At 67.2% G+C, this 25,354-nt stretch carries 22 protein-coding genes; 20 read left to right on the forward strand and 2 right to left on the reverse strand.

All coding sequences use genetic code 11. The annotated features are described in order from the left end of the window. Positions 1-55: 55 nt before the first annotated feature. Positions 56-1,081 carry a sugar ABC transporter substrate-binding protein gene (locus V7S63_RS25125; protein WP_336532242.1) on the reverse strand — a complete coding sequence of 342 codons (1,026 nt, stop codon included), beginning with the start codon at positions 1,079-1,081 and terminating at the stop codon, positions 56-58. Between the two features lie 239 nt (positions 1,082-1,320). Here V7S63_RS25125 and V7S63_RS25130 point away from each other — a divergent pair, with 239 nt between their 5' ends. The 5 genes from V7S63_RS25130 to edd are packed head-to-tail and all read left to right on the forward strand — an operon-like array spanning position 1,321 to position 7,398. Next, a complete protein-coding gene (locus V7S63_RS25130) occupies positions 1,321-2,565 on the forward strand; it encodes an ROK family transcriptional regulator (RefSeq protein ID WP_336532243.1) in 1,245 nt (414 codons plus the stop codon). 3 nt (positions 2,566-2,568) lie between these two features. After that, complete coding sequence (locus tag V7S63_RS25135; RefSeq protein WP_336532244.1) at positions 2,569-3,012, forward strand: RbsD/FucU family protein; 444 nt, start codon at positions 2,569-2,571, stop codon at positions 3,010-3,012. After that, the gene (locus V7S63_RS25140; protein ID WP_336532245.1) at positions 3,009-3,968 is read left to right on the forward strand and encodes a carbohydrate kinase family protein; all 960 of its coding nucleotides are present in this window, start codon (positions 3,009-3,011) and stop codon (positions 3,966-3,968) included. The genes V7S63_RS25135 and V7S63_RS25140 overlap by 4 nt, the downstream gene beginning before the upstream one ends. A gap of 47 nt (positions 3,969-4,015) precedes the next feature. Beyond that, on the forward strand, positions 4,016-5,494 hold the full coding sequence (gene zwf / locus V7S63_RS25145) for a glucose-6-phosphate dehydrogenase (protein WP_336532246.1): 1,479 nt from the start codon (positions 4,016-4,018) through the stop codon (positions 5,492-5,494). A 59-nt stretch (positions 5,495-5,553) separates the two neighbouring features. Next, entirely contained in the window at positions 5,554-7,398 is a 1,845-nt protein-coding gene (edd, locus tag V7S63_RS25150; protein WP_336532247.1) for a phosphogluconate dehydratase, read from the forward strand. A gap of 236 nt (positions 7,399-7,634) precedes the next feature. Here edd and V7S63_RS25155 read toward each other — a convergent pair whose 3' ends face one another. Then, positions 7,635-8,903, reverse strand: coding sequence for an aspartate aminotransferase family protein (locus tag V7S63_RS25155; RefSeq protein ID WP_336532248.1), 1,269 nt, complete (start codon positions 8,901-8,903; stop codon positions 7,635-7,637). A gap of 321 nt (positions 8,904-9,224) precedes the next feature. On the opposite strand from V7S63_RS25155, the gene V7S63_RS25160 reads away from it, so the two are divergent. The 15 genes from V7S63_RS25160 (at position 9,225) to bktB (ending at position 25,348) form a co-directional block, all read left to right on the forward strand. Continuing rightward, a complete protein-coding gene (locus tag V7S63_RS25160; RefSeq protein WP_336532249.1) occupies positions 9,225-9,884 on the forward strand; it encodes a TetR/AcrR family transcriptional regulator in 660 nt (219 codons plus the stop codon). A 188-nt stretch (positions 9,885-10,072) separates the two neighbouring features. Continuing rightward, complete coding sequence (locus V7S63_RS25165; RefSeq protein WP_336532250.1) at positions 10,073-11,086, forward strand: substrate-binding domain-containing protein; 1,014 nt, start codon at positions 10,073-10,075, stop codon at positions 11,084-11,086. A 60-nt stretch (positions 11,087-11,146) separates the two neighbouring features. Next, positions 11,147-12,424, forward strand: coding sequence for an ABC transporter substrate-binding protein (locus tag V7S63_RS25170; RefSeq protein WP_336532274.1), 1,278 nt, complete (start codon positions 11,147-11,149; stop codon positions 12,422-12,424). Between the two features lie 77 nt (positions 12,425-12,501). After that, positions 12,502-13,356, forward strand: coding sequence for a carbohydrate ABC transporter permease (locus V7S63_RS25175; protein WP_336532251.1), 855 nt, complete (start codon positions 12,502-12,504; stop codon positions 13,354-13,356). Further along, a complete protein-coding gene (locus V7S63_RS25180) occupies positions 13,353-14,159 on the forward strand; it encodes a carbohydrate ABC transporter permease (protein ID WP_091836814.1) in 807 nt (268 codons plus the stop codon). The genes V7S63_RS25175 and V7S63_RS25180 overlap by 4 nt, the downstream gene beginning before the upstream one ends. Before the next feature lie 10 nt (positions 14,160-14,169). Further along, positions 14,170-15,219, forward strand: coding sequence for an ABC transporter ATP-binding protein (locus V7S63_RS25185; protein ID WP_336532252.1), 1,050 nt, complete (start codon positions 14,170-14,172; stop codon positions 15,217-15,219). An 11-nt stretch (positions 15,220-15,230) separates the two neighbouring features. Next, complete coding sequence (locus V7S63_RS25190; RefSeq protein ID WP_336532253.1) at positions 15,231-16,523, forward strand: MGH1-like glycoside hydrolase domain-containing protein; 1,293 nt, start codon at positions 15,231-15,233, stop codon at positions 16,521-16,523. A gap of 189 nt (positions 16,524-16,712) precedes the next feature. Then, on the forward strand, positions 16,713-17,501 hold the full coding sequence (locus tag V7S63_RS25195) for an enoyl-CoA hydratase/isomerase family protein (protein WP_100962265.1): 789 nt from the start codon (positions 16,713-16,715) through the stop codon (positions 17,499-17,501). 1 nt (position 17,502) lies between these two features. Next, a complete protein-coding gene (locus V7S63_RS25200) occupies positions 17,503-18,318 on the forward strand; it encodes an ABC transporter ATP-binding protein (RefSeq protein WP_336532254.1) in 816 nt (271 codons plus the stop codon). Further along, positions 18,318-19,196: a branched-chain amino acid ABC transporter permease gene (locus V7S63_RS25205; protein WP_336532255.1), complete on the forward strand. Its 879-nt coding sequence runs from the start codon at positions 18,318-18,320 to the stop codon at positions 19,194-19,196. The genes V7S63_RS25200 and V7S63_RS25205 overlap by 1 nt, the downstream gene beginning before the upstream one ends. Before the next feature lie 4 nt (positions 19,197-19,200). After that, positions 19,201-20,241 (forward strand): branched-chain amino acid ABC transporter permease, encoded by a 1,041-nt coding sequence (locus tag V7S63_RS25210; RefSeq protein WP_336532256.1) that lies wholly within the window; start codon positions 19,201-19,203, stop codon positions 20,239-20,241. A 53-nt stretch (positions 20,242-20,294) separates the two neighbouring features. Continuing rightward, positions 20,295-21,479, forward strand: coding sequence for an ABC transporter substrate-binding protein (locus V7S63_RS25215; protein ID WP_336532257.1), 1,185 nt, complete (start codon positions 20,295-20,297; stop codon positions 21,477-21,479). A gap of 31 nt (positions 21,480-21,510) precedes the next feature. Then, the gene (locus tag V7S63_RS25220; protein ID WP_336532258.1) at positions 21,511-22,320 is read left to right on the forward strand and encodes an ABC transporter ATP-binding protein; all 810 of its coding nucleotides are present in this window, start codon (positions 21,511-21,513) and stop codon (positions 22,318-22,320) included. 11 nt (positions 22,321-22,331) lie between these two features. Continuing rightward, complete coding sequence (locus tag V7S63_RS25225; RefSeq protein WP_336532259.1) at positions 22,332-24,155, forward strand: AMP-dependent synthetase/ligase; 1,824 nt, start codon at positions 22,332-22,334, stop codon at positions 24,153-24,155. 11 nt (positions 24,156-24,166) lie between these two features. Next, positions 24,167-25,348 (forward strand): beta-ketothiolase BktB, encoded by a 1,182-nt coding sequence (bktB, locus tag V7S63_RS25230; RefSeq protein WP_336532260.1) that lies wholly within the window; start codon positions 24,167-24,169, stop codon positions 25,346-25,348. Positions 25,349-25,354 lie beyond the last annotated feature (6 nt).

Below are 25,354 nucleotides of genomic sequence, written 5' to 3' on the forward strand. Positions count from 1 at the left end.
CCGGGCGTCCCGAGGCGGGGCGCCGGTCCTTGCACGCGGTGCATGACCGCCAATCTCAGCCCCAGCACTTCTTCAGCGCCGCGGCGCTGTCGATCGAGGGCAAGCCTTCGATGGGCTTGTCCGTAACCAGCTCCACGCCGGTATTGACGAAGTCGAGACCCGGCGATGCCTGCGGCTTGGCGCCGTCCGTGGCGTATTTCTTCACGGCCTCGACGCCCTTGGCTGCCATCAGCAGCGGAAATTGCATCGATGTCGCGCCGATGACGCCGTCCTTCACGTTGCGCACGCCCGGGCAGCCGCCGTCGACCGAGATGATCAGCACACCCTTCTCACGGCCAACCGAGCGCAAAGCCTCATAGGCTCCGGCTGCGGCCGGTTCATTGATGGTATAGACCACCGAAACGCCCGGGTCCTTCTGCAGCAGGTTCTCCATCGCCTTGCGGCCGCCTTCCTCGCTGCCGAGGGTGACGTCGTGTCCGACGATGCGGGCATCCTTTTCGTCTCCGATCTTGGCCGGGTTGCCAACATCGATGCCGAAGCCTTTGAGGAAGCCCTGATCGCGGGCGACATCAACGGAAATCTGGTTCACGTTGAGATCGAGCATGGCGATCTTGGCCGAGGCCGCCTTGGCGCCCAAGGTCTTCGCGGCCCATTGCCCGATCAGCTCGCCCGCCAGGAAATTATCGGTGGCGAAGGTGGCGTCCGCCGCAGTCGGCGGATCGAGCGGGGTGTCGAGCGCGATCACCAGGATGCCAGCAGCGCGGGCCTTCTCGATCGCCGGCACGATGGCGCGGGAATCGTTCGGCGTGATCAGGATGCCCTTGGCGCCGGAGGCGATCAGGTTTTCCACGGCTGCGACTTGGCCGTCATTGTCACCGTCAATCTTGCCGGCGAATGAACGCAGCTCCACACCATTGGCCTTGGCGGCCTCCTCGGCGCCGGCCTTCATCTTGACGAAGAACGGATTGGTGTTGGTCTTGGTGATGAGGCCGACGATCGGCCTGTCGGCGGCGCGAACGCCTTGGACGCTCAGTGCAAACACGAGCGCCGACGCGGCGCAAAGCCCGAATGGCAGACGCATTGTTCCCTCCCTTGGAACTGGTGTCGATCGGCGCGGTTCGACCGCACGCATGTTGTTTCTGCGACGCTATCAGGCACGAGAGGAGGCGACCTGTCAATAAATAAATCATTCCGATTTATTTATTGACAGGGCGCTCCGATCCGGTTCATTCTGATTGGCGCGATGCGTCATGCGTGTCGCGAAAAGAGAGCTACGACCGTAGCGAAAACAAGAAGAACACGTGTTTCGGGGAGCCGAGGATGGGAGAGCGCGCACCGCTGCGAGACGCCGACGAATCCGTGGCCGCGGCCTCGTTAGGAAGTCGCGGCAGCACTCAGACCGGCGTCCGGCTTTATAACGAACGCCTGATCTTGTCGCTTATCCGCCGTGATCCCGGCCTCGCCAAAGTCGAGATTGCCCGCCTTACCGGCCTTTCGACGCAGACCACGACCGTCATCATCAATCGGCTGGAGGCCGATGGATTGCTGATCCCCGGCGAGCCTCAACGCGGCCGCGTTGGCCAACCATCGGTGCCATACTCGCTCAACCCCGACGGTGCCTTCGGGCTCGGCCTGATGATCGGCCGGCGCAGCTCCGACCTCGTCCTGATGGATTTCACCGCCGGCATCCGCGCCAGACAGCGGATGATCTATCCGTTCCCGGTGCCGCAGGATATCCTGGCCTTCGCCGAGCGCGAGATGCCCGACCTGCTTGTCGCGCTCCCCGATGCGCAGCGGGAGCGGGTCAGCGGGCTAGGCGTCGCCATGCCTTTCGAGCTCTGGAACTGGGAGGCCGATCTCGAGACGCCGGCTGGAGCGCTCGACGCATGGCGCGATTTCGACGTCGCCGGTGAGCTGTCGCGCCGCTTTGCGCCATTGCCGGTCCGGCTTTGCAACGACGCGACCTCGGCCTGCGCCGCCGAACTCACCTTCGGTGCGGGGCGCGCCTACCGAGATTTCGCCTACTTTTATATCGGTGCCTTCGTTGGCGGTGGTATCGTGCTGGGCGGCAGCCTGTTCCCCGGTCGAAGCGGCAATGCCGGGGCGCTCGGCTCGATGCCGATCATGCGGCGCGACGTGAATGGCGAGGTCAGCCTTCAGCAATTGATCCGCACCGCCTCGATCTACCGCCTGGAGCGGAAGCTGATCGCTGCCGGGCAGCGCGGCGCCGACATTTGGCTGTCGCCCGAGGACTGGTCGAATTTTCGCGAGCCCCTCGATGCCTGGATCGCGGAGGCGGCCGAGGCGCTGGCACAGGCCATCGCCTCCGCATGCGCGGTGATCGATTTCGAGGCCGTCATCATCGATGGCGCCTTTCCCATCAGTGTCCGCCAGCGGCTGGTCGAGCGCATTCGCGAACGGCTAGCCGGAATCGACCGCCAGGGCCTGACAGAGGCGGCGGTGTTGGAAGGTTCGGTCGGGCGCGACGCGCGCGCGATCGGCGGCGCGGCTCTGCCTCTGCTCGCCGCCTTCGCCCGCGACCACGACGTGCTGTTCAAGGAGTGAGGCATGCTCAAGGGTGTCACTCCTCTGCTGGGGCCCGAGGTGCTCGCTTTCCTGCGGGCGATGGGCCATGGCGACGAGATCGCGATCGTCGACGCCAATTATCCTGCCGACGCCCATGCCAGGCGGCTGGTGCGTATGGACGGCCATGAGGCGCCGGTAATCCTCGATGCCGTGCTTTCGCTGATGCCGCTGGATGCGGCCGTGGGCGGTGCAGCATTCCGCCCTTGTGCTTTCGGCGATTGCGAGCGGCGGGAGCCGGTCTTCGCTGAGTTCGAGGCTGCCATTGCACGACGCGAACCGGGCTTCCGGCTGACGCCAATCGCCGGCGAGCCATTTTACGACCGCGTCCGCGCCGCCTATGCCGTCATCGCAAGCGGAGAGCGGAGACTTTACGGCAACATCATCCTGCGCAAGGGCGTCATCGCGACCCCGGGGGCCGCGCCATGATCCTCGTCTGCGGAGAAGCCCTGATCGATTTGTTCGTCGGCCCTCCCGAAGGCACCGAAATGCCGGCACGGGCTGTCGCGGGCGGGTCGCCTTTCAACGTCGCGGTTGGCCTTGCCCGGCTCGGGGTCGAGACCGGCTTCCTCGGCGGCATCTCGCATGACCGTTTTGGCACGCTGCTCGCTGAAATTCTTACTCACGAGGGAGTGGACGACAGCTTCCTCGTGCGGACTGACCGGCTCTCCACCATCTCTGCGATCGCGACCGCTCATGATGGCCAGCCGAGCTACAGCTTCCATGGCGAGGGTGCGGCAGATCGCTCGCTCGGGCTCGCCGATTTGCCGGCTGCGCTGCCGGCGGAGGTCCAGGCTTTGACCTTCGGCTCCTATACGATGGTTGTCGAACCTGTCGGTTCCGCCTTCGCGGCCCTGGCTGAGAGCCAGAAAGGGCAGCGCGTCATCAGCGTCGACCCCAATCTTCGCCCGAACGTGATCCGGGACATGGCACAGTGGAATCGGGCGGCCGAGCGCTTCTATCGTACCGCGACTTTGATCAAGGCCAGCGACGAGGATGTCCGCATTGCCTGGGACGGGCAGGTGACGATTGCCGAGGCTGCCGCATATTGGCTCGATTGTGGCGCCCAGCTCGTCGTCGTGACCGAGGGGGTAGGAGGGGCGACCGCCTTCTCCGCTGCGGGCAGCATTTCAGTGCCTGGCCGCGCCGTCCGGGTGCATGACACCGTCGGCGCCGGCGACACGTTTCATGCCGCGCTGCTTGCCCAGCTCACGAAGTCCCGGAGGCTTCATCCCGGCGCAATCGCAGCGCTTGATCTGCCAGCGATCGGCGAGTTGCTGACCTACGCGACAGCTGCCGCAGCCATCACCGTTGCCCGCCGCGGAGCCGACCTGCCCACGGCGGCGGAGGTCGATGCATTTCTGCATCCGCGCCTCACCGGCTGATTGCCGGAGCTGATGAGTCTTCGGGGTTGAGACCAGAAGGGGATTGCATGACCAGCCGCGTGATACCGGTGGCTCCCTTTGTCCTGACGGTGTTCGGTGCGACGGGTGATCTTGCGCGGCGCAAGCTGCTGCCCGCGTTGTTCCATCGCGATTTCGCTGGCCAGTTGCCGCCGGAGGCGACGATCATCGGCGTTGCGCGGGGCGCAATGACCAGGGAGGAGTTCGTTTCTCTCGCACGCGCGGCCATCGTCGAGCATGTGCCGGCTTCGGAGACGGCCGGTCCGGAGCTCGATCGCTTCCTGACGCGGCTGAACTATGTGACCGCTGATGCCGGAGGAGATGACGGCTGGGCGGATCTCGCTGCGGCAATCTCACCCTATGCGGACCGCATTCAGGTTTATTACCTCGCCACGGCACCGCATCTCTTCGGGCCGATCTGCGAGCGGCTTGGCAATTTCGGCCTCGCCCGCAACGATTCCCGGGTGGTGATCGAAAAGCCGATCGGCAAGGACCTCGCCTCGGCAATCCGGCTGAATGCTGCCATCGGCAAGGTCTTTCCCGAAGAGCGCGTCTACCGGATCGACCATTATCTCGGCAAGGAGACGGTGCAGAACCTGATGGCGCTGCGCTTCGCCAATGCGCTGTTCGAGCCGCTCTGGAACGCCGCCCATATCGACCATGTCCAGATCACTGTCGCCGAGAGCCTCGGCGTCGAGGAGCGCGCCGGCTACTACGACACAGCCGGCGCCATGCGCGACATGGTGCAGAACCATTTGCTCCAATTGCTCTGTCTTGTCGCCATGGAGCCGCCGCCATCACTCGATGCCGATGCTGTCCGCGACGAGAAGCTCAAGGTATTGCGGGCGCTGAAGCCGATCGACGAGCGCAACGCCGCGAGCCTCACGGTGCGCGGCCAGTATCGCGCCGGCGCCTCGGCAGGCGGAGCGGTGCCAGGGTATCTTTACGAGCTCGGATCGAATGCCAGCCAGACGGAGACCTTCGTCGCTCTGAAGGCGGAGGTTGCGAACTGGCGCTGGGCCGGCGTGCCCTTCTATCTGCGCACCGGCAAGCGCCTTGCGACGCGCGTCTCGGAGATCGTCGTCGGCTTCCGGCCGGTGCCGCACTCGGCTTTCAGCGAGCAGGTCGGACAGATCCGACCAAACCGTCTGGTCATTCGTCTGCAGCCGGACGAAGGCGTCAAGCTTTGGCTGATGATCAAGGATCCCGGTCCCGGCGGCATCCGCCTCAGCCATGTCCCGCTCGATATGAGTTTCGCCGAAGCCTTCAAGGTCCGCAATCCCGATGCATATGAGCGGCTTATTCTCGATGTGGTCCGCGGCAACCAAACATTGTTCATGCGTCGCGACGAGGTCGAGGCCGCTTGGCGATGGGTCGACCCTATCCTGGAAGCGTGGCGCAATCTGAATGAGCAGCCGCGCCCTTATACTGCCGGCACATGGGGACCTTCCGCCTCGATCGCATTGATCGAGCGCGATGGCCGGACCTGGCAGGAGGACGGAGCGTGACGTTCCTACGCGATGCCCGTGCAGCGGTCATAGTGGATTAAACTTGCCAGGAGGTCTCGATGACCACCCAAGCCAACAATTCTCTTCTGAACGCCCGCGTCGGCGAGGTCACGGAACGGATCGTGCGCCGCTCACACGATGCGCGGCAACGCTATCTGGATGGGGTGGAGGCCGCGGCAGCAGCAGGGCCGCGCCGCCAGCGGCTGGGCTGCGCCAACCAGGCTCACGGCTTCGCCGCTTGCGGGCCCAGGGACAAGGCCATGCTGCGGGCCGGTGCCGGCGCCAATCTTGCCATCGTCACCGCCTATAACGACATGCTCTCGGCCCACCAGCCCTACGAGAACTTTCCCGAGGTGATCCGCGCCGCAGCGCGTGCCGCCGGCGGCGTGGCGCAGGTCGCGGGCGGCGTGCCCGCCATGTGCGACGGCATTACCCAGGGCGAGGCCGGGATGGAGCTCTCGCTGTTTTCGCGCGACGTCATCGCGCTGGCGACTGCGGTCTCGCTTTCGCACCAGACCTTCGATGCCGCGGTTTTTCTCGGCATCTGCGACAAGATCGTGCCCGGCCTCGTCATCGGAGCGCTTTCCTTCGGCCATCTGCCGGCCGTGTTCATCCCCGCCGGGCCGATGACCTCAGGCCTCTCCAATGACGAGAAATCGCGGGTACGCCAGCTCTTCGCCGAGGGCAAGGTCGACCGCGACGCGCTGCTCGAAGCGGAATCGCGCTCCTATCACGGCCCCGGCACATGCACCTTCTACGGCACCGCCAATACCAATCAGATGGTGATGGAGATCATGGGGCTGCACCTGCCGGGCGCCTCCTTCGTCAACCCCAACACGCCGTTGCGCGAGGCCCTCACCAAGGCTGCTACCGAGCGGGCGATGGCGATCACCGCGCTCGGCAACGAGTACAAGCCGGTCGGACGGATGCTGGACGAGCGCGCCTTCGTCAACGGCATGGTCGGGCTGCACGCCACCGGCGGCTCGACCAACCATACCATGCATCTCGTCGCCATGGCGGCGGCGGCCGGCATCCGCCTGACCTGGGACGATTTTTCCGATCTCGCGCCAGCGACGCCGTTGCTGACGCGCATCTATCCAAACGGCAAGGCCGATGTGAACCATTTCCATGCCGCCGGCGGCATGGGATTCGTCATCCGCGAGCTGCTTGGCGGCGGGCTGCTGCATCGCGATGTCGAGACGGTCCTGGGGCAGGGGCTCGATGCCTATGTCCGGGAACCGGTGCTGGCGCCAGACGGCAGCCTCGCCTGGCGCGACGGCGCCGCCGCCAGCGGCGACGATACCGTGCTGCGCGGCGTGGCGGCGCCTTTCCAGCCGACCGGCGGCCTGACCCTCCTGACCGGTGATCTCGGCCGCGCCGTGATCAAGACCTCCGCGATCGCGAAGGAGCGCCATGTCGTCGAGGCGCCAGCGCGCGTCTTCCACAGCCAGGAAGCGTTGCAGGTCGCCTTCACGGCCGGCGAGCTGACGGGGGACGTCGTCGCCGTGGTGCGCTTCCAGGGCCCGCGCGCCAACGGCATGCCGGAGCTCCACAAGCTGATGCCGCCGCTAGGCGTGCTGCAGGATCGCGGCCTCAAGGTCGCGCTGGTCACCGACGGGCGGCTCTCCGGCGCCTCCGGCAAGGTGCCGGCGGCGATCCATGTCACGCCGGAAGCCGCCGATGGCGGGCCCATCGCATTGATCCGCGATGGCGACCTGATCCGCGTCGATGCGGTCGCCGGCACGCTGACGGCGCTGGTCGACCCGCGGGAATGGGTACGCCGCACGCCGGCAGAGGCCGAGCTCGCCCCGTCCCATCGCGGCGTCGGGCGCGAATTGTTCGAGGCCTTCCGCTCTTCCGTCGGCACGGCCGACAGCGGTGCCACGATCTTCGGCACTCCTTAGATGACGGAACTCGATGAACAGGCTCGGTGACCGCAAGGTGGCATGCTTGCGGCGTCTGGAACGCCAACGCGCCCGATGCGACAGGCATGGCAATCGGCCATGCATGTGAGTGGCGGTCATCCAAAGCCCTGTACGAGGCCGATTGAGGCGAGCTATCGGCATGATCGTCGGCAATCCGATTTCGACGTGGTTCCACCGAGAACAGGCCGCCCTGCGGTCAACGCAGCCACACCCGCTCAGGCGAGCACATGCCTGCGCTCCGTGGCGACGTCCTGCAATGCGGTGAGGAATTGCTCCGTCGCCGCATCGTCGACGGCCAGAGACAAGGCGATGAAGCCGCGACGGGCGAGGTAGAAACCGCGCTCGAGCAGATCGAGGAAGACGAGCTCCTTGAGGCGATCGTCGCTGCCGGCAAGGTCCTCCGGCGTGCTCACCGGGCCGCGAAAGCCATGGATATTCATCAGCGAGCCCTGTCCGCTCGCCTGGAGGGCGACATCGGCCTTGCGGAAGACCTCGTTCAGCCGTTCCCGCAGGCGCTCGCCGCGCGCGTGCAAAGCTTCGGCGATCTCCGGCGTGAAGACCTGCGTCAGCGCGGCGATGCCGGCCGACATGGAGAGGACATTGTTGTTGAAGGTTCCTGCATGCGGCAGGGAGCCCGGCCTTTCGGGATCGTACATCGCCATGATCTCGGCCCGCCCTCCAAAGGCTCCGAAGGACATGCCGCCGCCGATCCATTTGCCGAGCGTGACGAGATCGGGCTCGAGGCCGAGCAGGCCATGGGCGCCGCTGCGGCCGAAGCGCGAGGTCATCACCTCGTCGAGGATGAGAAGCGCACCTGCAGCGTGCGTCTCCTCGCGCAGCATGGCGAGGAAAGCGGGGCGGGCAGGAATGCAGCCGCCCGAGCCCATCATCGCCTCGGTCAGTACGCAGGCGAGGTCCGACGCGTTCTCCCGGATCAGGCGCGCCGTCGCCTCGAAGTCGTTGTAGGGCGCGACGATGAAGTCATAGGGCGCGTTGATCGGGATGCCACCGCCGCCGAAATACAGCAGGCCGCCATGGTAGCCGCCCCGGAACACCAGCACCTTCGACCGCTTCGTGAAGGCGCGGGCCGTGGCGATCGCCATCAGGTTGGCCTCTGTGCCGGAATTGGTGAAGCGCACCTGCTCGATCGCGGCAAAACGGGCGACGACGTGCCGGGCGAGCTCCGCCTCGAACATGTTGTGACCGCCGAGATTGACGCCACCATCGAGCGCCGCATCGATCGCGGCCCGGATGACCGGATGGGAGTGGCCGAACAGGCCGGCGGTGTATTCGCCGAGCAGGTTGAGGTAGCGGTGGCCGTCGGCATCGGTCGCAACCGCTCCCTCGCCATGGGCAAGGCGTAGCGGGAACGGACCGTGATAGAGCACGGTGCGGGTGTTCCCACCTGGCATCACTTCGCAGGCGCACTGGTGGACGGCCAGCGATTTCGGCCGCCGCTCCGCATAGCGCGACCGGGCTTCCACGAGCTCGTCGTCGATCGACCTGTTTCGCCGCGCCGTATCCATGATCCGCCGTCCATCGATTTGCCGGGACGCGCCGCTCCAGCAGCACCATCGCCTCATCAGCAATAATTGTGCATCGTACAATTTATTTGTCGAGAGGGGTCGGCGAGGATTTGCGCTGCAAGGTATCGCGACCTCGATGTGGCTGCTAATTGCGACCTGTCGAGTCGAACCGGATCGACCGCAGCGAGCGCCGGGGAGGGCATGCCGGAAGCCGAGCAACGAAAGCGTCGGGGCCGTCCCAAGCGTGACGAAGTCGTTGCGCTTGATCGCGCGCAGATCGTGACGGAGGCGCTGCGGCTGATCGACGAGCGCGGGCTGGAGGCTTTCAGCCTGCGCGAACTCGCACGGGCGCTCGGCGTGTTTCCGACGGCGCTGTACTGGCACATGCCTGGTGGCCGCAATGCCGTGCTCGGCGCAGTGGCGGCTATGGCTTTCACCGATGCCATCCCGCCGGCCGAGGATGCAGTCGACGACTGGGAGGGCTGGCTCCGCGCGCTTTTCACGCGCTACCGCGACTCGCTGCGCAAGCACCCCAATATCGCGCCATTGCTCGGCGCCCAGATCGTCTCGAACACCGGCGTCGACATGGAGCTGGTCGAACGCATTCTTGCGGCGCTGGAATCCGCGGGCTTTGGCGGCGAACGGCTGGTCGATGCCTACAATACGGTGGTCGCGGGCCTGCTCGGCTATGTCACGCTGGAGCTCGCGCCCGGCCCGGCCGAGGACGCCAGCGAATGGGCGAACGCCTTCGAGGCCGAGATTCGCGGCGTCGACGCCGCCCGGTTCCCGCGGCTCGCGCGCAATCTCGATGCGCTCGCCAACCGCGCTTTCATCGTCCGCTGGCAAGGCGGCGCCGAGAAGCCGATGACTCACAGCTTCGACTTCTATGTCGAGACGATCGTCACCGGCCTGCGCGCACTCGCTCGCAAGCCGATCTGAACCTCCCAGTCAGACGAAAGTCAGCAGCCGGCGCGGATTGCCGACAAGGATCGCGTCGATCTCGGCCTCCGCAGCCGCGTCTTGTAGCAGATGTCCTGGCTGATCACGATCAGGCCCTCCGCTCCATGCCTGCCGGTTGACTCGCGCTATCGGCACGATAATTTTCCAAAACGTTTTGGAGACCTGTTTTGAGCTCTCTGAAGGACCTTGCGCGGAATCTGGGGCTCTCGATCACCACGGTGTCGCGAGCTCTCGACGACTATCCGGACGTTGCCCAGTCGACGCGCGAGCGCGTCCGGCATGCGGCGCGCGAAGCCAATTACCGTCCGCACAGCGCCGCACGCCGCCTGCGCAAGGGCACAGGCGAGACCGTCGCCTTCGTCATGCCGGCGCAGCCTGGGCATTTCCACGAGCCGGTTTTTGCGGAGCTGCTGGCGGCGATCGGGGAAAAGCTCGCGGCCGAGCAGCACGACCTCATCCTGCTCGCGGCCCGCCCCGGCCTCGAGGAGATGGCGACCTATCGCCGGCTGGTGGAGAGCGGCCGCGCCGACGCCTTCATCCTCGCCCGTACCCGCCGCAAGGACGAGCGCGTCGCCTATCTCGAGGCGAAGGGCGTTCCCTTCATCTGCCATGGCCGGACCGAGACCAAGCGGCCCTACGCCTTCGTCGACGGCGATGGGCAGGCCGGCTTCAGGACGCTGACGACGCGCCTGATCGGCCTGGGGCATCGCCGGATCGCGCATCTGTCGGCGCCGTCCTACCTCACCTTCGCGACGCTGCGCGCCGCGGGCTGGCGGCAGGCGATGATCGAAGCCGGCTTCGAGGAGGACGTGCAGCGGCTCCTCGTCGAAGGCGAGCCGACCGAAGCGGACGGCCACCGCCTCGCCGCCGAGCTGCTGGCTGGAAGCCAGCCGCCAACGGCTCTCGTCTGTGCCACCGACCGGATGGCGCTGGGAGCGATGCAGGCTGTGGTCGAGGCCGGCCTCGCCATCGGCCCGGACATCGCGGTCACCGGCCATGACAACATTCCCGCCGCGTCCTATGCGCGGCCGGGGCTCACGACCTTGGAACTGCCGCCGGCCGAGGTCGGCGCGCGGCTCGCCGCGATGGTGCTTGCCCGCATGAGCGGGAGAGACCCGCGCGAGCTCTCGGCCGTGCTGGATTTGCGCCAGATACCGCGGGGTTCGAGCGCAGAAGCCTGACGATCCAAGCCTGAAGCGGCCGGCAAGGCCGCACGAGAACGAACACGGAGGGAGGAGATGATGAAACCCATTCTGGCAAGCGCGGGCGCCGTTGCGATCCTGTTCACGACGAATCTCGCCGCCGCGCAGGACGTGAATTTCCTGTCGACGCAATTGCGGCCGGTCGAGGAAGCGCAGAAGCTCCGCCAGGTCCTGCTCAAGGGCGTGCCCGGCAAAGTCTCCTATCTGGTCGAGGAGCCGCCGCAATTCGACGTGCGCATGAAGGCCGAGGGCAGGGCCGGCAAGCGCACGATCAGCGTCGCCGGCGCTCTCCATGGCGAGTTGCAGCCGCTCGTTACCTCCGGCGACATCGAGCCGATCGACGATATCGCCGCCAAACTCGCCGATCGCGGCATCCCGCCGGGGCTGATGGAACTCGGCAAGCTCGGCACGGGCAGCCAAGTCTATATCCCCTGGATGCAGGCGACCTACATCATGGTCGCGCGCAAGGAGGCGCTCGCCTCGCTGCCGGCCGGCGCCGACGTCAACGCGCTGACCTATGACCAGCTCGAAGCCTGGGGCAAGGCGCTGACCGAGAAGACCGGCAAGCGCCTGATCGGCTTCCCGGCCGGGCCGAAGGGGCTGATGCCGCGCTTCTATCAGGGCTATCTCTACCCCTCCTTCACCGGCGGGGTGGTGACGCCCTTCCGCTCGGCCGAGGCCGAGGCGATGTGGGGCAAGTTCAAGAGCCTCTGGCAATACGTCAATCCGAACTCGACCAGCTACGACTTCATGCAGGAGCCGCTGATGGCCGGCGAGGTCTGGGTCGCGTTCGACCATGTCGCGCGCGTCAAGGACGCGCTGGTTCAGGAGCCCGACACATACGTCACCTTCCCGGCACCGGCCGGCCCGAAGGGGCGCGGCTACATGCCGGTCATCGCCGGCCTCGCCATCCCGAAGGGCGCGCCCGATCGCGCCGGCGCCGCCGCGGTGATCGAGCACCTGACCAAGCCTGACGTGCAGGTGAGGACCGCAGCCGAGGTTGGCTTCTTCCCAGTGGTGAAGGCCGACCTGCCGGCCGATCTCTCGCCGGGCATCAAGCTGATCGCCGAGGGCGTCGCCAAGACGCAAGGGGCGAAGGATGCGCTGCCGGCGCTGCTCCCGATCGGGCTCGGCGACAAGGGCGGCGAATTCAACAAGGTCTTCTCCGACAGCTTCCAGCGCATCGTGCTGCGCGGCGAGAACCCGCGCATGGTGCTCGACGCGCAGGCCATCGTGCTCAAGGGGCTGATGGAGACGACGAAAGCGCCGTGCTGGGCGCCGGACAAGGCGAGCGATGGCGCCTGCCCGGTGAACTGACGCGAACCATTCCTCCCCACTGGGCGGCCTGCGGGCCGCCCGCTTTTCCCATTCCACCACCCGCCGCCGGGACCGCCATGAAGCGAGCGCAGTCGCGAGCCCTCCCTTACCTGCTGCTGGCGCCGTCCCTGGTCTTCCTGGCGGTGATCTTCCTGCTCCCCCTGGTGCAGACGATCGCGCTGTCCTTCAGCGACGGCGGGGCGGCCTCGCTCGGCAACTACCGGCGCATGGTCTCCGACCTGAACTTCGGTCCGGCCCTGCGCAACACCTTCCTCCTCGTCCTCGTGGTCGTGCCGATCCAGCTCGCGCTCGCCCTCGGGCTGAGCGTGATGATCGAGAAGATCGGCCGCGGGCGCGATCTCGTGCTCTGGGTCTGGACGATCCCGCTTGGCGTCTCCGATCTCGCCGCCGGCCTGGTCTGGCTCGCGATCTTGCAGGATCGCGGCTATCTCAACAGCGCACTTTACGGGCTCGGGCTGGTCGACGGGCCGACCGCGTGGCTGACCTACGAGACGCCCGGCACGCTCTTCCTCGGCGTCGTCCTCGCCGAGATCTGGCGCGCAACCGCGATCGTGCTGGTCATCCTGGTCGCCGGCCTCCAGCTGATCCCGAAAGAATATCGCGAGGCGGCCGAGGTCTTCGGCGCGAGGCCCTGGACTATCTTCCGCCGCATCACCCTGCCGCTGCTCAAGCCCAGCATCCAGACGGCTCTGATCCTGCGCACCGTGCTCGCCTTCGAGGTCTTTGCGGTGGTCTACGCCATCGGCGGCACCAATTTCCCGGTGCTCGTCGGCGAAGCCTATACCTGGCAGAACGCCAACCAGAACACCGGCGTCGCGGCCGCCTACGCGATGCTGATCGTGGTGATCTCGCTCGCCGCGACGGCGATCTACCTGCGGGTGCTGCGCGTGCCGGCGGAGCAGCAGCCATGAGCGGGCTGAAGCGCACCGTCTTCTGGACCGGCGTCGTCGCGCTCTGCGCCTGGGTGTTGGTGCCGATCTGGCTGATCGCTCTCGGCGCCTTCGGCGGGCGCACCGGCGTCTTCCGCTGGCCGAAATCGCTGTGGCCAGGGGATGCCTCGTTCGCCGCCCTGCAGACTTTCCTCGCGGTCGAGGGCGTCTGGCCGGCGATGGTCAACAGCATCGTCGCGGCGCTGACCTGCATGGCGCTCTCGATCGGCCTCGGCGCTCCCGCCGGCTATGCGCTGGCGCGCTTCTCCTTCCGCGGCCAGAACGCCTATCGCCTGCTGATCCTGCTGACCCGTGCCTTTCCGCTCGCCATCCTGGCGCTGCCGCTGACGGTCGCCTTCATCCGCATCGGGCTCTACGACACCGCCTTCGGAGTCGGCCTCGTGCACACGGCGCTGGCACTGCCCTTCGCGGCGCTGGTCTCGGCGAGCCTGTTCCAGGCGATCCCTCGCGAGCTCGAGGAGGCCGCCTGGGTCTTCGGCTGCAGCCGCTGGCAGGCCTTCCGCAAGGTGGTGCTGCCATTGGCGCTGCCCGGCATCGCCGCGGCAGCGATCTTCGCCTTCGTCATCTCCTGGAACGAGGTCTTCGCCGCCTCGGTGCTCTCGGTGAAGAACCGCACCCTCACCGCCTATCTGCTGACGGTGCTGGCGGAATCGCCGCTGCATTTCCGCTTCGCCGGCGGCTTCCTGCTGATCCTGCCCTCGCTCGCCTTCATCTTCGCGGTCCGGAAATACCTGTTCGCGATGTGGGGCATCGCCAACCGCTGACGGGAACGACATGGCCGAGATCACCATCGACGGCATCGCCAAATCCTTCGGCGCGACGCGGGCGCTGGAGCAGATCGACCTGTCCGTCGCCGATGGCGAGTTCGTCGCCCTGCTCGGCCCCTCCGGCTGCGGCAAGACCACGCTGCTGCGGATCATCGCCGGCCTGGAGAGCGCGACGAGCGGGCGCATCGTCATCGGCGGGCGCGACCTGACGGAGGTGCCGACGCGCCGGCGCGGGCTCGCCATGGTGTTCCAGAACTACGCCGTCTTCCCCCATATGACCGTCTACGAGAATGTCGGCTTCGGCCTGCGCATGCAGGGCGCCGACGAGGCGCGGGTCAAGGCGCAGGTCGGCAAGGCGGCCGAGCTTCTGCACATCACGCCCTATCTCGACCGCTATCCGGCCAAGCTTTCCGGCGGGCAGCGCCAGCGCGTCGCGGTCGCCCGCGCGCTGGCGGTCGAGCCGCCGGTGCTGCTGATGGACGAGCCGCTCTCCAATCTCGACGCACTGCTGCGGCTCGAAATGCGCGCCGAGCTCAAGGCGGTGCTGCGCGAGGCGAGGACCACGACGATCTACGTCACCCACGACCAGACCGAGGCGATGGGCCTCGCGGACCGGATCGCCGTGATGCATGGCGGGCGCATCGAGCAGATCGATCGGCCGACCGCGGTCTATGAGCGCCCGGCGACGACCTTCGTCGGTGGCTTCGTCGGCAGTCCGCCGATGAACTTCCTGCCGGTCTCCGTCGAGAATTCACGGCTGGAGCTGGCAGGTGCGAACCTGCCGGCGCCGAAGGCTTCCGGCGAGCTGCTGATGGGCATCCGGGCCGAGGACCTGATGCCGGTCGCCGCCGGCGAGGGCCTGCCCTTCGACATCGCGGTGGTCGAGCCCCTCGGCGCGCATGACCTCGTCACCGGCCGCAGCGGATCGACGCTGCTGCGCGTCGCCGCGCCTGCCGGCAGCGGCCACAAGCCAGGCACCCGCATCGGCCTCAGGCCCGACCCGAAACGACTGGTCTGGATGGACCCGGCCTCGGGCCGGGCGCTTCCGGCGCAATGATGGACCTGGACATGACGACGGTCGACATCGAGGCGGCCCGCGCCATCCTGCGCGCCAATGACCGCGGCGGCTACACGGTCCCGACCGACCGGCTCTACCCGTTCCAGTGGAACTGGGATTCGGCGTTCGTTGCGATGGGCTGGGCAACCTTCGACAAGGAGCGCGCCTGGCGCGAGCTGGAGCGGCTGGTCGAGGGCCAGTGGGATGACGGCATGGTGCCGCATATCGTCTTCCACGCGCCGAGCGACGACTATTTCCCGGGGCCGGACGTCTGGCGCACCCGCCATGCCATCCCGACCTCGGGCATCACCCAGCCGCCGGTCTTCGCCACGGCGCTTCGCCGCGTCTTCGAGATCGCACGGGGCCCAGACGCGCAGGCGCGAGCCGCCCGGCTCTATCGCTGCGCGCTCGCCTCGCATGAATGGTGGGAGAAGGCCCGCGACCCGGAAGCCACCGGCCTCGTCGCCATCCTGCATCCCTGGGAATCGGGCATGGACAACAGCCCGGCCTGGGACGAGGCGATGGCGCGCCTGACGATTGCCCCTACGACGCCGATCCGGCGCCGCGACACCTCGCATATCGGCGCCGAGATGCGCCCGCGCGACGAGGACTATCGCCGCTTCATCGCGCTGGTCGACCTCTATGCGGGGCTCGGCTGGGAGCCCGCGGCGATGTGGCGGGCCTCGCCCTTCAAGCTCGTCGACGTCGCGACGAATGCGATCCTGCACAAGGCGGAAGAGGATCTGCTGGCGCTGGCCGCGCAGTTCGGCACCGAAGCGGAGCGCCGCCGCATCGAAGCGCGGATGGCGCGCCGGGCCGCGGCCTTCGCCCGGCTCTGGAGTGAAGAGCGGCGCATCTACCAGGCGCGTGATCTCTGCACGGGCACCACGGTCGACGCCTCGACCTCGGCCGGCCTGCTGCCTTTGTTCGCCGGCATCCCCTCGGCCGGGCAGGCCGCTGCCCTTGCCGCTGAGCTGGAAGATTGGCTTGCCAAGGTACCTTATCCGGTGCCGAGCACCTCGCCGCTCGATCCCCGCTTCGAGCCGAAGCGCTACTGGCGCGGTCCAATCTGGGCCGTAGTGAACTTCATGATCGCCGAGGGGTTCGAGCGCTATGGGCATGCGGCGCTCGCCAGCCGGATCCACCTGGCGACACAGACCCTGATGCGGGATGGCGGTATCGCCGAATACTTCGACCCGACCTCCGGCGAGGGGCTGGGTGGCAGCCATTTCTCCTGGACCGCAGCAATCCGCCTGATGATCGATCAGGCTGCGGTCGCGGGCCCGGCACGTGAGAAAATGTGAAGGAGGCCAAGATCGACAATGCCTGGGCCTCGTTCGATCAGGCCTGTTCCGTTTCGACAATGCCGGCCGTGCGCAATTGCGCATAGCGCATGCCGTCCGCTTTCGCCTTACTCATGAGTAAGCTCAGGAATATCGAGTAGAGCTGGAGATACCGCGGCGGCGAACGACTGCGGACTCAAGGGGAACGTCATGGACCAGGCCGAAAGCCCGGTGCTGCTCGCAATCGAGCAGGCCGTCGCCACCGTCACGCTCAATCGTCCGCGCGTGCTCAATGCGATCGACCCGCAGATGGCGCGCAGCCTTGCGGACGCGATCGAACGCATTGCGCGGGACGGCACGGCGCGTGTCCTGCTGCTGCGTGGCGAGGGCCGCGCGTTCTGCGCCGGAGGCGATGTCGCCCGCTTCTTCGACGGCGATCCGGCGGCCGCCATCGAAGCCATCATCGATCCGGTGCACGCCGCCCTGCGTGCGCTCGACGCGCTGAAGCTGCCGACGCTTGCGGCCGTGCAGGGACCGGTCGCGGGGGCTGGTTTCAGCCTCTCCATGGCTTGCGATCTTTGCATTGCAGCGGACGATGCCGTCTTCACGCTGGCCTTCGCGCGTATCGGCATCAGCCCCGACAGTTCGTCGACCTATCGGTTGCCGCGCATCGTCGGGACGCGCAAGGCGCTGGAACTGGCGATGCTGGCGGAGCCGGTGCGTGCGCCGGAGGCGCAGGCGCTCGGGCTGGTCAACCGCGTCGTGCCAGCCGCCGATCTGGCGAGCGAGGCGCTGGCGCTGGCGCGCCGGCTCGCGCTGGGGCCGACGGCGGCCTATGCGCGCATCAAGCATCTCATCGGCCATTCGCTCGGCAACGATCTCTCGGCTCAGCTCGAACTCGAACGCGAGGCATTTCTTGCCGGCGCGCGCACGGCAGACTTCAGGGAGGGCGCGCAGGCCTTCCTCGCCAAGCGGCCGCCGCAGTTCGAGGGGCGCTGAGGTGACGGCTTCGCCCATTCTGCAGGTCTCGGGCGTCTCGCTCGCCTTCGGCGGGGTGCGCGCGCTCAGCGACGTCTCCTTCAGCGTACCCGAGGGTGCGATCACCGCGGTAATCGGCCCGAACGGCGCCGGCAAAACCTCGCTGTTCAACACGATCTCCGGCTTCTACCGCCCGCAGGCCGGCAGCATCCGCTTCGCGGGGACAAGCCTCGACGGCGTCCGCGCGCCCCAGCGTGCCGCCCGTGGCCTCGCCCGCACCTTCCAGAACATCGCGCTGTTCCGCGGCATGACCGTGCTCGACAACATCAAGCTCGGCCGCCACGCCCATATGCGCACCGGCGTGCTCGACGCGCTGTTCTATTGGGGAAGGGCGCAGAAGGAGGAGCTGGAGCTGCGGGCCGAGATCGAGGAGCGCATCATCGATTTCCTCGAGATCCAGCACATCCGCAACGCCTCGGTCGGCACGCTCTCCTACGGTTTGCAGAAGCGCGTCGAGCTGGCGCGGGCACTCGCCATGCGCCCCCGCATCCTGATGCTCGATGAGCCGGTCGCCGGGATGAACCGCGAGGAGACCGAGGACATGGCCCGCTTCATCCTCGACGTGAAGGAGGAATGGGGCGTCACCATCCTGATGGTCGAGCACGACATGGGCATGGTGATGGACATCTCCGACCATGTCGTCGTGCTGAATTTCGGCCAGGTCATCGCCAACGGCACGCCGCGCGAGGTGCAGGGCAACGACGCCGTGATCGCCGCCTATCTCGGCTCGGGCGATGTCGGCGCGATCGCGCGCCGGATCAAGGCGGAGGCGGCGTGATGGACGCTCTCTTCCTCGCCGAAGTGACATTGGCCGGCCTCGGCGCCGGGGCGCTCTATGCGCTGACCGGCGTCGCCTTCGTGCTGATCTACAAGGCCACGCGCGTGGTGAACCTCGCCATAGGCGAGATCCTGATGCTCGGCGGCTATGCCTTCCTCGGCTTTGCGGCCGGGCTCGGCTTCTCGCCCTGGCTCGCGCTCCCGCTTGCGATCGCCGCCGGCGGCGCGCTTGGCTGGCTGGTCGAGCGCGCGCTGATCCGGCCGATGCTGGGCGAGAGCCCGATCTCGGTGTTCATGGTCACGATCGGCCTCGGCTCGATCCTCGCCGGTGTCGTGCAGCTCGGCTGGGGCGCCGACCCGCTGCGGCTGCCCGAATTCATGCCGTCGACGCCGGTCTTCATCGGCGAGGCCTATCTCGCCCCGAAGGTTGCGATCGGCTTCGTCGCCGCGGCGGTGGTGATCGGGCTTTTCCTGGCCCTGTTCCGTTTTTCGCGCGGCGGCGTCGCGCTGAAGGCGACGGCGGCCGATCAGGGCGCGGCCTATTCGGTCGGCATCGACGTGCCGCGCGTCTTCTCGGTCGCCTGGATCCTCGCCTGCGCCACCGCGGCCGGCGCCGGCGTGCTGGTCGGGGCGATCGGTGGCATCTCGCCGACCATGGGCGTGTTCGGCCTCTCGGTCCTCGTCGTGGTGATCATCGGCGGGCTCGACTCGATCGCCGGCGCGCTGGTCGGTGGCCTTCTGATCGGGCTGGTCGAGGCGCTTGCCGGCGCCTTCCTCGGCGGCGAATTCAAGCTCGTCGTCACCTTCGCGCTGCTGCTCGTGCTGCTGATGGTCCGTCCCTACGGCCTGTTCGGCACGCACGAGATCGAGAGGCTCTAGCGCCATGCGGATCGGCACGCTCAAGACCAGCTACGCCGCCGACGAGGCGCTGTTCGACAGCTCCTTGCAGCGCGCCCTGCTGGTGCTGCTCGCGCTCGCCGCGGTCGCCTTCCCCTTCGTCGCCAGCCCCTATTGGCTCTTCCTCGCCTGCCTCTGCGCGATCAATGTCGCGAGCGCGACGGGCCTGAACCTGCTCACCGGCTATACCGGCCTCGTCAGCCTCGGCCAGGCCGCCTTCATGAGCGTCGGCGCCTACACCGTCGCCGTGCTGGAGATCAGGCTCGGTACGCCGTTCTTCATCAACCTTCTGGTCGGTGCCGGTTTCGCGGCGGCGATCGGCGTGCTCGTCGGCATTCCCAGCCTCAAGGTGAAGGGGCTCTATCTCGCCATCGCGACGATCGCGGCCTCGGTCATCCTGCATTTCCTGTTCTCGCACTGGTCGCTGACCGGCGAGTCGCGCGGCCTGTCGATGCCGCCGGCACGCCTGTTCGGCCTCAACCTCGACCAGCCCTTCTCGCTCTATTGGCTGATCATGCCGGTGACCTGCCTGATGGTGCTTGGTGCGGCCAACCTGCTGCGCACCAGGATCGGCCGCGCCTTCATCGCGATCCGCGACCGCGACATCTCGGCCGAGGTGCTCGGCATTCCCTTGCTGCGCTACAAGCTGACCAGCTTTGCGATCTCCTCCTTCTATGCCGGGCTCGCCGGCGGGCTCTGGGCCTACTTCTTCCGCGTTGTCACGCCCGAGAGCTTCCCGTTGGTCAATTCGATCTTCTATCTCGCTGCGATCATCGTCGGCGGCATGGGCACGATCCTCGGCGGCATCCTCGGCGCGGTCTTCATGACGCTCGTGCCGGAGCTTTTGAAGTTCGTCGCGAACTGGGCGACGCCATTCTATCCGGACGCGCTCGCGGCGCTGGCGCCGGTGCGCACGATCGTCTTTGGCGGGCTGATCGTCGGCTTCCTGATCTTCGAGCCGCGCGGCCTCGCCGAGATCTGGCGGCGGCTGCGCCGCTTCTTCCATCTCTGGCCGTTCAGGACCTGAGCACTTCGCTGAAACGGCTGCCGTCAAGAGCAGCCAACCCAAGGGAGGATGAGATGACGAATACGACTCTCGACCGACGCCAGCTCCTGGCCGGCACCGCAGCGCTCGCCGGCGGATTGACGCTCAGTGTCAGGCCGCTTGCGGCGCAGGAGGGCGGCGACATCGTCCTCGGCGGCTCGATCCCGCTGACCGGTGTCTTCGCCTTTGCCGGCGTCGGCATCCATGCCGGCATCCAGGACTATCTCAAGATCCTGAACGACGGCGGCGGCATCAAGGGCCGCAAGATCAAGTATGTCGCCGAGGACACCGCCTACAAGGTCGACGCCTCGGTCGCGGCCTTCAATAAGATCACCGGCCAGGAGAAGGTCTCGCTCTATTATGGCGACTCGACCGGCTTCTCGAAGACGATCAATCCCGAGCTGGAACGTCGCGGCAGCATGCTCATGGCCGGCGCCTCCTTCGCGACCGAGCTCAACGATCCCAAGAAGTTCCCGCTGCAGTTCATGGCCGGGCCCGACTACACCGAGATGTTCGGCATTCTCCTGCGCTACATCGCCAAGGAGAAGCCGGGCGCGCGCGTCGCCTTCGTCTATTCCGACAGCGAGTTCGGGCGCGATCCGATCGGGCCGAGCGAGGCGGTCGCCAAGGAGCTGAAGCTCAGCGTCGTCGAGAAGATCGTGACGCCGCCCGGCAGCGTCGACGTCTCGACCGAGGTGCTGAAGCTGCGCCGCGCCAACCCCGACTTCACGATCTTCCACGGCTATGTGCTGGCGCCGATCCCGGAATTCGTCACCCAGGCGAAGCAGATGGGCATGAAGAGCCAGTTCATGGGCACGTTCTGGACCATGGACAACTCGACCGTGCAGCGCATGGGCGACGCCGCCGAGGGCTTCATGGGCGTGATGCCCTACCGCTACTACTACGACAAGGACGGCACCGCGCCGATGCTGGAGAAGATCCGGCAGATGCGCCCGGAATACCAGTCGACCGGCTATCTCCAGGGGTTCGTCACTGCCATGCTGATGGCCGAGGCGGTGAAGCGCACGCTCGAGGCCGGCAAGGAGCTCACCGGCGCCAATCTCAAGGCCGGGCTGAACAGCATCAAGGATTTCGACACCGGCGGGCTGTTCGGCGTGCCGATCTCGATCCCCGGCAACTCGGTGCCGGTCGGGCGCATCTACCGCTTCGACGCCAAGGCCAAGCAGATGCAGCCGGCGTCCGACTGGATCAAGCTGTAACGGCGGCGGCTCAGTGAGAGGCTAGAGGGTCATGGCCGGTCCCGCGGTGCTCGACGTCAACAATGTCGAGGTGGTCTATAACCGGACCGTGCAGGTGCTGCGCGGGCTGTCGCTGCAAGTGCCGGAGGGCGAGATCGTCGCCCTTCTCGGCTCGAATGGCGCCGGCAAGTCGACGCTGCTGAAGGCGGTGTCGAACCTGCTCTCGCTCGAGGATGGCGACGTCACCGCCGGCGCCATCCGCTTCCGCGGCGACGACATCGCCGCGCTCACCCCGCACGGGCTCGTCCGGCGCGGCCTCTTCCATGTGATGGAGGGGCGGCGGATCTTCGAAGACCTCTCCGTCGAGGAGAACCTCACCGCCGCGACCTTCGCACTGACGGGGCGCAAGCTGCCTGCCGCCGATTTCGACCTCGTCTACAACTACTTCCCAAGGCTGCATGAGCGCCGCAAGGGGCTCGCCGGCTATCTCTCCGGCGGCGAGCAGCAGATGCTGGCGATCGGCCGCGCCCTGATCGCGCGGCCCTCGCTGATCCTGCTCGACGAGCCCTCGCTCGGCCTGGCACCCAAGCTGGTCGAGGAGATATTCGCGATCATCGCCCGCATCAATGCCGAGCAGAAGGTTTCGATGCTGCTGGTCGAGCAGAACGCCGCCGTCGCCTTCGCGGTGGCGAGCTACGGCTACATCCTCGAAATGGGCAAGGTCGTGATCGACGGGCCGGTCGACAAGCTGATGCGCGACCAGGACGTGCGCGAGTTCTATCTCGGCCTCGGCGGCGCCGGGGGTGAGCGCAGCTATCGCGACATCAAGCACTATAAGCGCCGCAAGCGCTGGCTCTCGTGAGGATGGCGGCGATGCGCGAGCTTCCGAACCTCACCCTGCCGCAGATGCTACGCGAGAATGCTCGGACGATGCCGGAGCGTATCGCGCTCAGGCAGAAGGATTTCGGCATCTGGCTGCCGATCAGCTGGGCCGAGTATGATCGCCGCGCCCGCCATTTCGGCCTTGGCCTGCGCGCGCTCGGTCTGGAGCAGGGCGGTCATGTCGGCATCCTCTCCGAGAACCGCGCCGAATGGGTCGTCGCCCAGCTCGGCGCCGGCATGGTCAACGCGGTCGCGATCGGCGTCTATGCGACCAGCCCGGCCAACGAGGTCGCCTATGTGCTGGGCCATGCCGAGGTCGAGATCGCGGTCTGCGAGGATCAGGAGCAGACCGACAAGGTGCTGGAGCGGCTGGAGGAGCTGCCGCGGCTGAAGCGCATCGTCGTGATCGATCCCAAGGGCCTGAGGGGTTACGCCTCGGAGCTGGTCGTCGCCTTCGCCGAGGTGCTGCGGCTTGGCGCCGAGCACGAGGCGAAACACCTCGGCCTCGTGGATGCCTGCCTCGCGGCGCAGACGCAGGCCGATATCGGCCTGATGGTCTACACCTCCGGCTCCACCGGCAAGCCCAAGGGCGCGATGCTGAGCTATCGCAACATGCGCGCCCAGGCGGCCGGCGTGGTCGAGCGGCTCGGCTATGACGCCACTACGACCAACCTGTCCTATCTGCCGCTCTGCCATGTCGCCGAGCAGATGCTGAGCACGATGGCGCCGATCTATGCCGGCTCCTGCGTTTCCTTCGGCGAGTCGATCCGCACGGTGCAGGAGGACCTGCGCGAGGTCGCGCCGACGCTCTTCCTCGGCGTGCCCCGCATCTGGGAGAAGCTGCACGCGGCGATCCATATCAAGCTGATGGAGGCCGGCGGCTGGCGCCGGCGCCTGTTCGAGGCCGGCCTTGCCGCCTGCGAGCCCTTCGCCACCAAGCCGAACTCCGCACGCAGCCTGCGCGAGAAGGCGCTCGCAACCTTCTTTCACCTCGTCATCTTCCGGGCGCTGCAGAACTTCATCGGCCTGCGCAAGGCGAAGATCGCGCTCACCGGGGCGGCGCCGATCCCGCCGCGCATCGTGCAGTTCTTCCGCACGCTCGGTGTGCCGCTGGTCGAGGTCTATGGGCTGACCGAGACCTCCGGCATGGCGACCGGACAGCGCCTCGACCATCTGCTACCCGGCTCGGTCGGGGAAGCGGTCGCGGGCACAGAGGCCAAGCTCGGCGACCAGGGCGAACTCTTGGTACGCGGCGACATCGTCTTCGAGGGCTATTTCCGCAATCCCGAGGCGACGCAAGGCGTGCTGCGCGAGGGCTGGCTGCACACCGGCGACGTCGCCGTGATCGAGGCCGGCCAGGTCCGGATCGTCGACCGGCTGAAAGACATCATGATCACCGCCGGCGGCAAGAACCTCAGCCCATCCGAGATCGAGAACACGGTGAAGGGCAGCGCCTTCATCAAGGAATGCATCGTCGTCGCCGATGGGCGCCGCTATCCCTCCGCCCTGATCCAGATCGACGCCGAGACCGTCGGCAAATGGGCTGAGGAGAACCGTATCGCCTTCACCCATTTCCGCAGCCTCGCCGAGCATGAGCGCGTGCGCGAACTCGTCGCCGCCGAGATCGAGCAGGCGAACAGCCAGCTAGCGCCGGTGGCGCAGCTCAAGCGCTTCCACCTCCTCGTCAAGGAGCTCGATCATGACGATGACGAGGTGACCGCGACGATGAAGGTGCGGCGAGCGAGCATCGCGAAGAAATACGCCGCCGAGATCGAAGGGCTGTACAAGCCCGAGCGACACGCCGAACCCGTTTGAGGAGAACCACCATGAGCCGACATGTCGTCATCACCGCGGGTGTGCGCACCGCGATCGGAACCTTCGGCGGCGCGCTCTCCGGCCATGCGCCGACCGCGCTCGGCACAGCTTGCGTCGCCGAGGCGCTGCGCCGCGCCGATCTGCCCGCCGCAGAGGTCGGCCATGTCGTGTTCGGCAACGTCATCCTGACCGAATCCAAGGACGCCTATCTCGCCCGCATCGCGGCGATCGATGCCGGCATCCCGGTCGAGGTCCCGGCCATGACCCTAAACCGGCTTTGCGGCTCCGGCGTGCAGGCGATCGTCTCGGCGGCACAGGCGATCATGCTCGGCGATTGCGACATCGCCGTCGCCGGCGGCGCGGAGACGATGAGCCGCGCCCCGCATCTGCTCTCGACCGCCCGCTTCGGCCAGCGCATGGGCGACACGGTCGCCTCCGACCACCTGACCGGCATCCTGACCGATCCGTTCGGCAACGGCATCATGGGCATCACCGCCGAAAACGTCGCCGAGCGCTACGGCGTCGACCGCGAAGCTCAGGACGCCTTCGCTGCCGAGAGCCAGCGCCGTGCCGCCGAGGCGATCAAGGACGGCCGTTTCCGCGAGCAGATCCTGCCCGTCGAAGTGCGCAAGGGCCGCGACACGATCAGCTTCGACACCGACGAGCATCCCAAGCCCGGGACGACGGCAGAGACGCTGAAGGGCCTGCGCCCGACCTTCAAGAAGGACGGCACGGTCACGCCCGGCAACGCCTCGGGCATCAATGACGGCGCTGCCGCCATGGTGCTGATGGAGGAAGGCCGGGCCGGCCGCGAGGGCAAGCCGATCCTGGCGCGTATCGTCGGCTATGCCCATGCCGGCGTCGAACCCGGCGTGATGGGCATCGGCCCCGTGCCGGCGGTGCAGGCGCTACTCAAGCGCACCGGGCTCTCCTTGAAGGATTTCGACGTGATCGAGTCGAACGAGGCCTTCGCGGCGCAGGCCTGCGCCGTCGCCAAGGAGCTCGGCTTCGATCCGGCCAAGGTCAATCCCAATGGCGGCGCGATCGCGCTCGGCCATCCGGTCGGGGCGACCGGCGCGATCATCACGCTGAAGGCGGCCTATGAGCTCAAGCGCACCGGTGGTCGCTACGGGTTGGTGACGATGTGCATCGGCGGCGGCCAGGGCATCGCGCTCGCGATCGAGCGGGCCTGAACAGGT

It is taken from the genome of Allobosea sp. CCNWLY174 (genome assembly GCF_037120455.1).
Taxonomy (GTDB): Bacteria; Pseudomonadota; Alphaproteobacteria; order Rhizobiales; family Beijerinckiaceae; genus Allobosea; species Allobosea lupini.